A 12,347-nucleotide genomic window follows, 5' to 3' on the forward strand; every position below is an offset into this window, starting at 1 on the left:
CGGCCGGCGCATGGTGGACAAGCCGTTCGCGCCGTCCTGCGCGCGCAATCGCGACCCGATCCTGGCGGTGCTGCGTCCGCTGCTGGCCCGGACTCGCCGCGTGCTGGAGATCGGCAGCGGCACCGGCCAGCACGCGGTGCATTTCGCCGCGGCGCTGCCGCAGCTGTGCTGGCAGACCAGCGAGCGTGCCGAACACCTGCCCGGCATCGCCGCGTGGCTGGACGAGGCCGCCCTGCCCAACACCCCGCCGCCGCTGGAGCTGGACGTGGCGCGCGGGCCGTGGCCGGCGCAGACGTTCGATGCGGTGTTCACCGCCAATACGCTGCACATCATGGGCTGGCCGCAGGTGCAGGCCTGCTTCGCCGGGCTGTCGGGTGTGCTGGAGCACGGCGGCGTCCTGGCGGTCTACGGGCCGTTCAACTACGGCGGTGCCTTCACCAGCGACAGCAATGCGCAGTTCGACCAGTGGCTGAAGGCGCGCGATCCGGTCAGCGGGATCCGCGATCTCGAGGCGGTCGATGCGCTGGCGCGCGGCATCGGCCTGCGGCTGGAGGCCGATCACGCGATGCCGGCGAACAATCGCTTTCTGGTGTGGCGGCGGGGGTAGCGCTTCGCTTCCTCCCTTTGGCCGCAGGCCAAGGGGAGCTCGAAGTCGCGGCTAGCGACTGAGGGGGAGGGGTGCGCTTCGCGGGAAAGTCAAAAGCAAAAGCACCCCCTCCCAGCCTCCCCCTTCGCTGCGCGAAAGGGGAGGGGCCTTGAAGCCAGAGCCAAAGCAACCAGCAGCAACAGCAGCAGCGGCAACAAGGGCAACAACGGAAGTAGCGGAAGTACCGGAAGCAGCGACGCGGGTCCTTCGGGTCGTCATTCCCGCGAAGGCGGGAATCCAGCGCCTTTGCGCCTGATGCGCCGCGTCGCCCGCAGACCTCCGTCGGCACGGCGCCGTGCGCAACGTCGCAGCCAAAGCCCCGGCAGCGGCCCGCTGCTTACAATCGACGCTGGCAATGGCAGCGCGGGAGTGGATGCATGCGACGCAACCTGGCGGGAATCCTGATGGCCTCGATGGCCTCGATGGCGTGGGCGGCGCAGGCGCAGCAGCCGACCGTCGATGCGGGAGCGCCCAGCGACGCCGATCGCGCCACCTACGCCAGCTGCATGGCGCGCACGCGAGCGGGCGCCACGGGGATCGCGCCTGCCGCGTTCGATCGCTTCATGGCCGGCGTGGTGCCGGACATGAGCGTGCTGCCGCTGCTGGACAGCCAGCCCGAGTTCTCCACGCCGATCTGGGACTACCTGGCGCCGCTGGTCGACGCCCAGCGCGTCGCCGATGGCCAGGCGATGCGCGCCCAGCAGGCCGAGGTGCTGGCGCGCGTGGCGCAGGACAGCGGCGTGGATGCGGCCACGGTGGTGGCGGTCTGGGGCGTGGAGAGCGACTACGGCCGCGTGCAGGGCAAGCGGCCGCTGTTGGTGTCGCTGTCCACCCTGGCGTGCTTCGGCCGGCGGCAGGAGTTCTTCCGCGGCGAACTGCTGGCGACCCTGGCGCTGCTGCAGTCGGGCGATCTGACCCTTGATGGGCTGACCGGCTCGTGGGCCGGCGCGTTCGGGCAGACCCAGTTCATGCCCAGCACCTACCAGCGCATCGCGGTGGACGGCGATGGCGACGGGCGCCGCGATCTGGTCCACAGCGTGCCCGACGCGCTGGCGTCCACGGCCAACTATCTCAAGCGCGCCGGCTGGCAGACCGGCCAGCCCTGGGGCTTCGAGGTGCGCGTGCCGGCGGGCTGGGACGCGTCCCGCGCGGGGCGCAAGGCCAAGCGCCCGCTGCGCGAGTGGGTCGCCGCGGGCATCACCCGCGCCGACGGCGGCGCGATCGCGGCCGACGACACGCCGGCCGCGCTGCTGCTGCCGGCCGGCGTGGCCGGGCCGGCGTTCCTGGTGTTCCGCAACTTCGATGCGATCTACAGCTACAACGCCGCCGAGAGCTATGCGCTGGCCATCGCCCTGCTGTCCGACCGCCTGCGCGGCGGCGGCCCGCTGATCGCCTCCTGGCCCACCGACGATCCGCCGCTGGACCGCGCGCAGCGCAAGGAATTGCAGCTGCTGCTGCTGGCGCGCGGCCACGACCTCGGCACGCCCGATGGCCTGGTCGGCGCGCAGACCCGCCGCGCCATCGCCAGCGAACAGCAGGCGATGGGCCTGGCGCCGGTCGATGGCCGCGCTGGTCGGAAGATCCTGCAGGCCCTGCGCACGGCCGGCCCGCCGGTGCTGCTGCCGGCCTCCACGCAGGGCGCGCCTTGACCGCGCCGGCGCAGCGCAATCCCGGCATCGACACGCTGCGCGGCGTGTCGATCCTGCTGGTGGTCGTGCACCACCTGGCGCTGCGCATCCCGCTGCGCGATACCGCGCTGGTCGACTGGCTGCCGCTGCGCCTGCTGCGCGCGCTGAGCTACAACGGCTACGAGGCGGTGTTCGTGTTCTTCGTCATTTCCGGCTTCCTGATCACGCTGCATGCCGTGCAGCGCTGGTCGTCGCTGGCGCGCATCGACCTGCGCGCGTTCTATGCGCGGCGCGCGGCCCGCATCCTGCCCGCGTTGCTGCTGCTCCTGGCGGTACTGGCGCTGATGCATGGCCTGGGCGTGCCGAACTTCGTGATTGACAAGTCCGGGCAATCGCTCGGCGGCGCGCTGTGGTCGGCGCTGAGCCTGCAGCTGAACTGGTACGAGGGCCGCACCGGCTGGCTGCCCGGCGGCTGGGACGTGCTGTGGTCGCTGTCGATCGAGGAAGCGTTCTATCTCGCCTTCCCGCTGGTGTGTCTGCTGCTGCGCCGGCGCGCGCTGCTGGTGCCGGCCCTTGTGCTGCTGGCGCTGTCGCTGCCGCTGACCCGCGCGGCGATCGTCGACAACGAGATCTGGCAGGAGAAGGCCTACCTGCCGGGCTTCTCCGCCATCGCCGTCGGCGTGCTGGCGGCCCTGGCGGTGACCCGTTGGCCGGTGCCGGCTTCCACCGCGCGCGGCCTGCGCGTGCTCGGCGTGGTCGCGCTGGCGGCGGTGCTGCTGTGCGGCGGCGAGCTGTGGCGCTCGCTGGGCAACGGCGCCATGCTGGTGCTGGTCTGCGGCGCGGGCGCGCTGCTGGTCGGCCTGCATGCGATGCCGGCCCATGCGCCGCTGCGCGCGCTGGCGTGGCTGCGGGCCTGGGGCCGGCTCAGCTACGAGCTCTATCTGACGCACATGTTCGTCGTGTTCGCGCTGGTCGGGCTGTATCGCGCCAGTGGCGGCCAGGTGCGTCTGGGTGCGTGGTGGTATCTGGCGCTGTTGCCGCTGTGCTGGCTGCTGGCCTGGGCGTTCGCGCGGCTGTGGACGCTGCCGGCCGAGCGCTGGCTCAAGCGGCGCTGGTTGCGTGCGCCGCCCGCGCCCGCCGCCGATGCGGCCTGAGCGCCCTTCGCGACATGGCCCAGCGCGGTATGCCAGCATCGGGCCATGGCGATCTTTTCCCTGCAGCGGGTCACGCGCCGCTACGGCCACACCGTCGCGCTCGATGACGTCGACCTCGAGATCCAACAGGGTCGCACCACCGCCCTGATCGGGCCCAGCGGCGCGGGCAAGTCCAGCGTGCTGCGCATGCTGATCGGGCTGGAATGGCCCGACAGCGGGCAGGTGCGCTTCGAGGGCGCGCCGCTGCAGCGCAAGACGCTGCTGGCGCAGCGCCGGCGCATCGGCTACGTGATCCAGGAAGGCGGCCTGTTCCCGCATCTGAGCGCGCGCGACAACGCCGCGCTGCTGGCGCGTGCGCTGGGCTGGCCGCGTGAGCGCATCGAGGCGCGCCTGGCCGAGCTGGCCGAGGTCTGCCAGCTGCCGCCCGCGCTGCTGGCGCGCTATCCGGCCGAGCTCTCCGGCGGCCAGCGCCAGCGCATGGGGCTGGTGCGCGCGTTGATGCTCGATCCGCCGGTGCTGCTGCTGGACGAGCCGCTCGGCGCGCTCGACCCCATCGTGCGCCACGAGCTGCAGACCCAGATACGCGCCCTGATCGCGCAGCTGGGCAAGACCGTGGTGCTGGTGACCCACGACGTGGCCGAGGCGGCCTACCTGGCCGACACCCTGGTGCTGATGCGGGCCGGGCGCATCGTCCAGCAGGGCAGCGCCCGGACCTTGCTGGACCGCCCGGCCGAGGACTTCGTCACCCGCTTCATGACCGCCCAGCGCACGCTGGAGGATGCCGCATGAGGCGCGCGTCGATGCGCGCCTGGCTGGTCTGCGTGCTGCTGTGTCTGCTGTCCCCGGCGATGGCCGGGCAGGTCACCGTCGGCTCGAAGAACTTCACCGAAGGTGTGATCCTGGCCGAGATCGCCGTGGCGCAGGCGCGCAAGGACGGCGTGGAGGTGGCGCACAAGCGCCAGCTCGGCGGCACGCGCATCCTCTGGCGCGCGCTGCAGGAGGGCGACATCGACGCCTACGCCGAATACACCGGCACGCTGCGCCAGGAACTGCTGCAGCAGCCCGACGCCACCGAGGCGCAGCTGGCCGCCGCGCTGGCGCAGCAGGGGCTGGGCATGACGCGCTCGCTCGGCTTCCAGAACACCTATGCCCTGGGCATGCGCAAGGCGCGCGCCCAGGCGCTGGGCATCCGCACGCTGGGCGATCTGGCGCGGCATCCCGAACTCAGGCTGGGCCTGAGCAACGAGTTCCTGCAGCGCGCCGACGGCTGGCCCGGCGTGCGCGCCGCCTACGGGCTGCCGCAGCAGGCCAATGGCTTGGACCACGACCTGGCCTATCGCGCGCTGCAGAGTGGGGCGATCGATGTGACCGACCTGTACAGCACCGATGCGGAGATTCCGTATTACGACCTGGTGGTGCTGGACGACGACTGCCATTACTTCCCCGATTACCAGGCGGTGTTCCTGTATCGGCTGGAGCTGGAGCGCAGCGCGCCGGCCTTCGTGCAGGTGCTGCGCTCGCTAGAGGGACGCATCGACGTGGCGGACATGCGCCGGCTCAACGCGCAGGTCAAGCTGGAGCATCGCAGCGAGGCGCAGGTGGCCGCCGCGTTCGTCGGTGTCGATGCGCCGCAGGGCAGCGGCCGCGCCGCGCGCATCGCCCAGCGCACCGGCGAACACCTCGCCCTGGTCGGCGTCTCGCTCGGCTGCGCGCTGCTGGTCGCGCTGCCGCTGGGCGTGCTGGCCGCGCGCCGCCCGCGCCTGGGTCAGGTCGTGCTGTCGCTGACCGGCGTGCTGCAGACGTTGCCGTCGCTGGCGGTGTTCGTCTTCATGATCCCGCTGTTCGGCATCGGCGCGAAGCCGGCGATCGCGGCCCTGTTCCTGTACTCGCTGTTGCCGATCGTGCGCAACACGCACGCCGGCCTGACCGGCATCCCGCGCGACCTGCGCGAGACCGCCGCGGCCCTGGGTCTGCCGCCGCGCACGCGCCTGTGGCGGGTGGAGCTGCCGCTGGCGCTGCGCACGATCCTGGCGGGGGTGAAGACCGCCGCGGTGATCAATGTCGGCACGGCGACGCTGGGGGCCCTGATCGGCGCCGGCGGCTATGGTCAGCCGATCCTGACCGGGATCCGGCTGGACAATCTGGGGATGATTCTGGAGGGGGCGGTGCCGGCGGCGGTGCTGGCGTTGCTGGTGCAGGGGGGGTTCGAGCTCTTCGAGCGGGTCATGACGCCCAAGGGCCTGAGGCTCACAGCGCGGTCATAGCTGTTGCTGTTGCTGTTGCCGTTGCTGTTGCTCGAGAGCTTCTGCTTTTGCTGTTGCTTTACCTGTCTGAGCCGTAAAGCGAGCCGAGCATCGCAGGAAGGCGAGGCCGAAGAGGCGCCCTGTTTGAGCGAAGCGAGTTTGGGCGCCGTGCCTCGTCTTCCGAGAAGCGCAGGGGACCGCCGCGCAGCGGCGGCTCGCGTCCCGGCGAGAAGCGGTTTTGGCTACTTTTGACAAGACAAAAGTAGCTCGCGCGGCGAAGCCGTGCGAAAGCTTTGCTTTAGCTTTGCTTTTAAGAAGCACCTGCATGGCACTCAAGTTTTGCTTGCAAATTAAATGCAAGTTTGGCCAGCGAACCGGCGTCGGCTCTGGTAGGGACTAAGGCAACGCGCCTGCGGCGCGCCAAGTGCAAAGCTTTCGCGCCTGCGGCGCGACTTCCTTTTGTCTTGTCAAAAGGAAGCAAAACCGCTTCTCGCCGGGACGCACGCCGACGCTGCGCGTCGGTCCCCTGCGCTCCTCGCGAAGCAGGGCACGGCGCCCAAACTCGCTTCGCTCAAACAGGGCGCCTCTTCGGCCCTGCTTCGCTGCGGTGCTCGGCGTGCTTTACGGCTCAGACAGGTAAAGCAACAGCAAAAGCAGAAGCTCTCGAGCAACAGCAACAGCAACAGCAACAGCAACAGCAACAGCAACAGCAACAGCAACGGCAACGGTGCTAGGCGTTTGCTGCGATCTCGACCACTTCCTCCACATGCTCCGCAGTCACCATCAAGTACGGCGCCAACCGCAAACAGCCCTGCCGCCGCGAACAGATCACCCCCCGCCGCGCGAACGCCCCCGCCACCGCGTCCAACCGCTCGGCCGGCACCCGCAACCCCGCGATATGCGGCGCATGCCCCGGCGTCTTCCACGCCGACAGCCCACGCGCGTCCAGGGCCGCATCCAGCGCGGAGGTGACCTCGCCCAGCGCTACGGCGATGCGGGCCGGCTGCCAGGCCTGCAGCTGGGCCAGGCCGCCGTGGGTCAGGAGCAGGCGCAGCGGATCGGCGATGCCACCGGCGTCGAAGCGGCGTGCGCCCGGCAGGTAGGGCGGCGGCGTGTCGAGCGGGAACACCCAGTCCGCCCCCGCATCGCGCGCGACCCAGTGCTGCTCCAGCGGCACGCCTTCGTCGCGCCAGCGCGGGCTGGCCCACAGCCAGGTCAGGCCCATCGTGCCCAGCAGCCACTTGTAGCCCACCGCCACCACGAAGTCCGGCCGCCAGCGCGCCAGCTGCAACGGCAGCACGCCCAGGCTCTGGCTGAGGTCCAGCACCAGGGCCGCGCCGCGCGCGTGCACGGCGTCGGCGATGGCGTCGAGATCGAGCAGGCGGCCGTCGTGCCAGTAGCAATGCGGCAGGGTGGCGATGGCCAGCTCGGGCGTGTGGTCGATGGTGCGCAGCACCGCCTCGGTGAGCGTCTCGTCCGCGCGCGGCACGGCGCCGACCACGTGCGCGCCGGCCTGCGCGCAGCGCTGCTGCCAGGCGAGCAGGTTGGACGGGAACTGGCCTTCCAGCACCAGCACCGTCTGGCCGCGCCGCAGCGGCAGGTTGGCGGCGGCGGTGGCCAGGCCGTGCGCGGCCGACGGCACCATCGCCAGGCCCTCGACATCGCCGTCGAACAGCACCTGCGCGGCCAGCGCGCGCGCGTCCTCGATGCGCCGCATCCAGTCGGCGTGCGGCAGCCACCACGGCGCGGCCTCGGCCTCCAGCATGGCGTGCGCGCCGTCCAGCACGTGGCGCAGCCGTGCGCCCTTGGAGGCCGCGTCCAGGTAGACGGCGTCGGTCGGCGTGGCGAAGGCACGCTGGCGCTGCGGCCACGGGACAGGGGCGGGGAACGTCGGCGTATCGCGCATGTGTGCAGCCTAGCTGCACAGGACGCAGGTGGGCATAACAGGGCGTTCACCGCCGCCCCCTAGCATGGGCCCATGCATGCCCTCCCACCCCGCCAGGCGCATCGCGACCGCGACGCGCGGTCGCAGACGCTGCTGTCCGCGTTCCAGACCATGCGCGCCCTCACCGCCCGGCTGGCCGCGCCGCTCAGTGCCGAGGACGCGATGGTGCAGAGCATGGACGACGCCAGTCCGGCCAAGTGGCATCTGGCGCATACGACCTGGTTCTTCGAACGCTTCGTGCTGGGCACCGACGCGGGCTATCGCGCCTTCGACCCGGCCTGGGACTACCTGTTCAACAGCTACTACAACAGCGTCGGGCCGATGCATGCGCGCCCGCGCCGCGGGATGCTGTCGCGGCCGACGCTGGCGCAGGTGCGCGCCTATCGCGCGGCGGTCGAGGAGGCGCTGTGCGCGCGGCTGCAGGCGCGGGCGTTGGACGATCGGGCGCTGGACATCGTGCAGCTCGGCATCCAGCACGAACAGCAGCACCAGGAGCTGCTGCTGACCGACATCCGCCACGCGCTGTGGAGCAACCCGCTGCAGCCGGCCTATCGCGAGGATCTGCCCGCGCCGCGCGCCGCAGGCGCGCCGCTGCGCTGGTGCGCGCGCGAGGAACAGATCGCCCAGATCGGCGCGGCGCCCTGGCCGCAGGCGCAGGACTTTGCCTACGACAACGAATCGCCGCGTCACCGCACGCTGGTGGCGGCGCACGCCCTGGCCAGCCGGCCGGTGAGCAATGCCGAGTTCGCCGCCTTCGTCGACGACGGTGGCTATCGCACGCCGGCGCACTGGCTCAGCGACGGCTGGGCGACGGTGCGCGGCCGCGACTGGCAGCGTCCGCTGTACTGGCACGAGGACGGCGCGCGCGAGTTCACCCTGGGCGGCTGGCGTGAGCGCGATCCGGATGCGCCGGTTAGCGGCCTGAGCCTGTTCGAGGCCGACGCCTTCGCGCGCTGGGCCGGCGCGCGCCTGCCGACCGAGGCTGAGTGGGAACTGGCCGCCACCGGCGTGCCGGCCGAAGGCCATTTCGTCGAGGACGGCCTGTTCCACCCGCGCTCGCAGCCCGGCACCGACACCGGCCTGTCGCAGCTGTTCGGCGATGTGTGGGAATGGACCAGCAGCGCCTATCTGCCGTATCCCGGCTTCGCGCCCTGGCCCGGCTCGCTGGGCGAATACAACGGCAAGTTCATGAATGCCCAATGGGTGTTGCGCGGCGGCAGCTGCGCCACCTCGCGCACGCATATCCGCGCCAGTTACCGCAATTTCTTCCCCTCCGACGCGCGCTGGCAGTACGCCGGCATGCGCCTTGCCAAGGACCTGCCTTGAACGCTGCCGCCTGCGCCATGACCCGCGCCCGTGACGCGCTGACCGACCTGCGCCCCAAGCCCGACGACATCACCGCCGATGCGCTGGAGGGCCTGTCGCGCGATCCCAAGACACTGCCGTCCAAGTACTTCTACGATGCGGAGGGCTCGCGCCTGTTCGAGGCGATCACGCATCTGCCCGAGTACTACCTGACCCGCACCGAGCTGGCCCTGCTGGAGCAGCGCCTGCCTTCCATCGCCCAGGCCATCGGCCCGGGCGCGCACGTGGTCGAGTACGGCAGCGGCAGCGGCCGCAAGACCGAGCTGCTGCTCGAACACCTGCGCGCCCCAGTGGCCTACACGCCGGTGGAGATTTCGCGCACGGCGGTGGTGCAGGCCACCGCGCGCCTGTCCGAGCACTTCCCCGCGATCGAGATGCTGCCGGTGTGCGCGGACTTCACCCGGCCGCTGGACCTGCCGCCGAGCGCGCGACCGGCGCAGCGCACGGTGATGTTCTTCCCCGGCTCGACCCTGGGCAACTTCACCGACGAGGCCGCGCAGGCCTTGCTGGACGGGATGCGCCAGACGATGGGGCCGGGCGGCTGCGCCCTGGTCGGCATCGACCTGGACAAGGATCCGGCGCTGATCGAGGCCGCCTACAACGATGCCGCCGGGATCACGGCCGCCTTCACCCTCAACCTGCTGGCGCGGCTGAACCGCGAGATCGGCAGCGATTTCGACCTGGACGCGTTCGCCCATCGCGCCGTCTACGTGCGCGAGCGGCTGCGCATCGAGACCTTCCTGGTCAGCCAGCGTGCGCAGACCGTGCATGTGGGCGGGCGACAGTTCGACTTCGCGCAAGGCGAGGCCATGCAGGTCGAGTACAGCCACAAGTACACCGATGCGCGCTTCGCCCAGCTGGCCGCGCGCGCGGGGCTGAAGGTGACCCACGGCTGGAACGACGCCCGCGACTGGTTCGGCCTGCGCCTGCTGCAGCCGCTGTGACCGCACCCGACGCACCAGCGTGCGTCGAAGCGACCATCCTGCGGCTGCTGGCCGAGCGCGAGACGCAGGCCTCGATCTGCCCGTCCGAAGTCGCGCGCGCCCTGGGCGATGGCGAGGCCGCCTGGCGCGCGCTGATGCCGGCGGTGCGCCAGGCGGCCGCGCACCTGGCGCAGGTGCAGCGGATCGAGGTCACCCAGCGGCATCGCCGCGTGCGGATCGAGGACGCCAAGGGCCCCGTGCGCCTGCGCCGCGGCGAACGCTTCGACACGCCCTAGGCGCTGGCCTCGCGCGGCGTGCGCCTGCTCGAGCCGCTCTGACTAAGCCTGACGCACCGGCGTGTGTCGAAGCGAAGATCCTGCTGCTGGCCGAGCGCGAGGCGCAGGCCTTTGCTCCCTCCCTTTCGCGAAGCGAAGGGGAGGGCGGGGGAGGGGTTAGTTGTTGCAGTTGCTTTTGCTCGTGCTTGTGCCAACAGCAAAAGCACCCCCTCCCAGCCTCCCCCTTGCGCTGCGCGCAAAGGGGAGGGGCAAAAGCGGTGTTCGCAGCGGCGCATACAGCGCTGCCCAGGGATCCCCTGATTGCAGCAAGTTTGTGAGCCTCTGCCCCCTCCCTTTCGCGAAGCGAAGGGGAGGGCGGGGGTGGGGTTGGCTGTTGCAGTTGCAGTTGCTCCTGCTTGTGCCAACAGCAACAGCATCCTCTCCTCACCTCCCCCTTGCGCTGCGCGCAAAGGGGAGGGGCAAGAGCGCTACTTGCGCAGGAACAGCCGGTACACCGGGTTGTCGGTCTCTTCCACGCAGGGATAGCCCAGCGTGTCCAGGAAGCGGGCGAAGGCGGCGTTGTCCTTGGCCGGCACCTGCAGGCCGACCAGGGTGCGCGCGTAATCGGCGCCCTGGTTGCGGTAGTGGAACAGGCTGATGTTCCAGCTCGGCTTGAGCAGGGTCAGGAACTTGAGCAGCGCGCCGGGCCGCTCGGGGAACACGAAGCGCAGCAGCCGCTCGTTCTGGGCCAGCGTCGAGTGCCCGCCCACCATGTGCCGCACGTGTTCCTTGGCCAGCTCGTCGAAGGTCAGGTCCAGCGTGGCGAAGCCGTGGCGCTGGAAATTGGCCGCGATCTTCGACGACTCGCCCTTGCCGTGCGTGGTCAGGCCGACGAACACATGCGCCTGCGCCGCATCGCTGATGCGGTAGTTGAATTCGGTGACGTTGCGCGGCCCGCCCGGCAGCTGGTCGACCAGTTCGCAGAAGCGCAGGAAGCTGCCGCGCTCCTCCGGGATGGTGACGGCGAACAGCGCCTCGCGCTCCTCGCCGACCTCGGCGCGCTCGGCGACGAAGCGCAGGCGGTCGAAGTTCATGTTGGCCCCGCACAGGATCGCCGCGTAGGTGGCGCCCTTGGTCTTGTGCGTGGCCACGTATTGCTTGATCGCCGCCACCGCCATCGCGCCGGAGGGCTCGACGATGCCGCGCGTGTCGACGAAGACATCCTTGATCGCCGCGCAGACCGCGTCGGTGTCGACCACGACGAACGCGTCCACCAGCCCGCGGGCGATGCGGAAGGTCTCGCGGCCGACCTGCTTGACCGCCGTGCCGTCGGCGAACAGGCCGACCTCGGTCAGCGCCACGCGCTTGCGCGCCTTGACCGAGCGGACCATCGCGTCGGAGTCGGCCATCTGCACGCCGATCACCTTGATCTCCGGGCGCAGCGCCTTGATGTAGTTGGCCACGCCGGAGATCAGCCCGCCGCCGCCGATCGCCACGAACACCGCATCCAGCGGACCGGGATGCTGGCGCAGCAGCTCCATGGCGATGGTGCCCTGGCCGGCGATCACGTCCGGGTCGTCGAAGGGATGCACGAAGGTCAGGCCCTGCTGCTGCTCCAGCGTCACCGCATGGGTGTAGGCGTCCGAATAGCTGTCGCCATGCAGCACCACCTCGCCGCCCAGCGCCTTGACCGCGTCGATCTTCAGCCGGGGCGTGGTCACCGGCATCACGATCACCGCGCGCGTGCCCAGCCGGTGCGCGCCCAGCGCCACGCCCTGGGCGTGGTTGCCGGCCGAGGCGCAGATCACCCCGCGCTGCAGCTGCTCGGGGCTCAGATGCGCCATCTTGTTGTAGGCGCCGCGCAGCTTGAAGCTGAAGACCGGCTGCTGGTCCTCGCGCTTGAACAGCACCTTGTTGTGCAGCCGCTGGCTGAGAATGCGCGCCGGCTCCAGCGGTGTCTCGACGGCCACGTCGTAGACGCGCGCGGTGAGGATTTTCCTGAGGTAATCGGCAGGCTTGAGCGGTGCGGTCATAGGGCCGCCATGCTACAGCGCGCGTTAGGTTTGCTGGGGCTTGGTTGCGGTTGGAAGCATTGGCCGCCGCTGCATCTTTCGCTTCCGTGGGAGCCGCCATGGCGGCGATGGGGCTTCACCGGTAAAGCCCATACC

At 70.7% G+C, this 12,347-nt stretch carries 10 protein-coding genes; 8 read left to right on the plus strand and 2 right to left on the minus strand.

Annotation, left to right across the window (positions count from 1 at the left end):
- The first annotated feature begins 10 nt into the window (after positions 1-10).
- The 5 genes from WFQ05_RS07595 to WFQ05_RS07615 all read left to right on the plus strand — a co-directional run bounded on the left by WFQ05_RS07595 (position 11) and on the right by WFQ05_RS07615 (position 5,692).
- Entirely contained in the window at positions 11-607 is a 597-nt protein-coding gene (locus WFQ05_RS07595; RefSeq protein WP_337053328.1) for a DUF938 domain-containing protein, read from the plus strand.
- Positions 608-1,023: 416 nt separating this feature from the next.
- Positions 1,024-2,295 (plus strand): lytic murein transglycosylase, encoded by a 1,272-nt coding sequence (locus WFQ05_RS07600; protein WP_337053329.1) that lies wholly within the window; start codon positions 1,024-1,026, stop codon positions 2,293-2,295.
- Positions 2,292-3,428, plus strand: a complete 1,137-nt coding sequence (locus WFQ05_RS07605; protein WP_337053330.1) for an acyltransferase — start codon at positions 2,292-2,294, stop codon at positions 3,426-3,428. The genes WFQ05_RS07600 and WFQ05_RS07605 overlap by 4 nt, the downstream gene beginning before the upstream one ends.
- A 45-nt stretch (positions 3,429-3,473) precedes the next feature.
- On the plus strand, positions 3,474-4,217 hold the full coding sequence (locus WFQ05_RS07610) for an ATP-binding cassette domain-containing protein (protein ID WP_337053331.1): 744 nt from the start codon (positions 3,474-3,476) through the stop codon (positions 4,215-4,217).
- A gap of 11 nt (positions 4,218-4,228) precedes the next feature.
- Positions 4,229-5,692, plus strand: coding sequence for a glycine betaine ABC transporter substrate-binding protein (locus WFQ05_RS07615; RefSeq protein WP_337053558.1), 1,464 nt, complete (start codon positions 4,229-4,231; stop codon positions 5,690-5,692).
- Between the two features lie 709 nt (positions 5,693-6,401).
- Here the strand turns inward: WFQ05_RS07615 and WFQ05_RS07620 are convergent.
- Positions 6,402-7,577, minus strand: a complete 1,176-nt coding sequence (locus tag WFQ05_RS07620) for an aminotransferase class V-fold PLP-dependent enzyme (protein WP_337053332.1) — start codon at positions 7,575-7,577, stop codon at positions 6,402-6,404.
- 150 nt (positions 7,578-7,727) lie between these two features.
- On the opposite strand from WFQ05_RS07620, the gene egtB reads away from it, so the two are divergent.
- From egtB to WFQ05_RS07635, 3 genes are read left to right on the plus strand one after another with little or no spacing between them, the layout of a single operon-like run.
- On the plus strand, positions 7,728-8,942 hold the full coding sequence (gene egtB, locus WFQ05_RS07625) for an ergothioneine biosynthesis protein EgtB (RefSeq protein WP_337053560.1): 1,215 nt from the start codon (positions 7,728-7,730) through the stop codon (positions 8,940-8,942).
- On the plus strand, positions 8,939-9,925 hold the full coding sequence (egtD, locus tag WFQ05_RS07630) for an L-histidine N(alpha)-methyltransferase (RefSeq protein WP_337053333.1): 987 nt from the start codon (positions 8,939-8,941) through the stop codon (positions 9,923-9,925). The genes egtB and egtD overlap by 4 nt, the downstream gene beginning before the upstream one ends.
- A complete protein-coding gene (locus WFQ05_RS07635) occupies positions 9,922-10,200 on the plus strand; it encodes a DUF3253 domain-containing protein (protein WP_337053334.1) in 279 nt (92 codons plus the stop codon). The genes egtD and WFQ05_RS07635 overlap by 4 nt, the downstream gene beginning before the upstream one ends.
- A gap of 467 nt (positions 10,201-10,667) precedes the next feature.
- On the opposite strand, the gene ilvA is transcribed toward WFQ05_RS07635, so the two are convergent.
- Positions 10,668-12,212, minus strand: a complete 1,545-nt coding sequence (gene ilvA / locus WFQ05_RS07640; RefSeq protein ID WP_337053335.1) for a threonine ammonia-lyase, biosynthetic — start codon at positions 12,210-12,212, stop codon at positions 10,668-10,670.
- Between the last annotated feature and the right edge of the window lie 135 nt (positions 12,213-12,347).

The sequence above is a fragment of the Pseudoxanthomonas sp. USHLN014 genome (assembly GCF_037153335.1).
GTDB classification, from domain to species: domain Bacteria; phylum Pseudomonadota; class Gammaproteobacteria; order Xanthomonadales; family Xanthomonadaceae; genus Pseudoxanthomonas_A; species Pseudoxanthomonas_A winnipegensis.

Coding starts and splice junctions, on each gene's coding strand:
- WFQ05_RS07595 (WP_337053328.1), top strand. CDS start 11: ATGGTGGACAAGCCGTTCGCGCCGTCCTGCGCGCGCAATCGCGACCCG.
- egtB (WP_337053560.1), top strand. CDS start 7,728: ATGCGCGCCCTCACCGCCCGGCTGGCCGCGCCGCTCAGTGCCGAGGAC.
- WFQ05_RS07600 (WP_337053329.1), top strand. CDS start 1,024: ATGCGACGCAACCTGGCGGGAATCCTGATGGCCTCGATGGCCTCGATG.
- ilvA (WP_337053335.1), bottom strand. CDS start 12,212: ATGACCGCACCGCTCAAGCCTGCCGATTACCTCAGGAAAATCCTCACC.
- WFQ05_RS07610 (WP_337053331.1), top strand. CDS start 3,474: ATGGCGATCTTTTCCCTGCAGCGGGTCACGCGCCGCTACGGCCACACC.
- WFQ05_RS07620 (WP_337053332.1), bottom strand. CDS start 7,577: ATGCGCGATACGCCGACGTTCCCCGCCCCTGTCCCGTGGCCGCAGCGC.
- WFQ05_RS07615 (WP_337053558.1), top strand. CDS start 4,229: ATGCGCGCCTGGCTGGTCTGCGTGCTGCTGTGTCTGCTGTCCCCGGCG.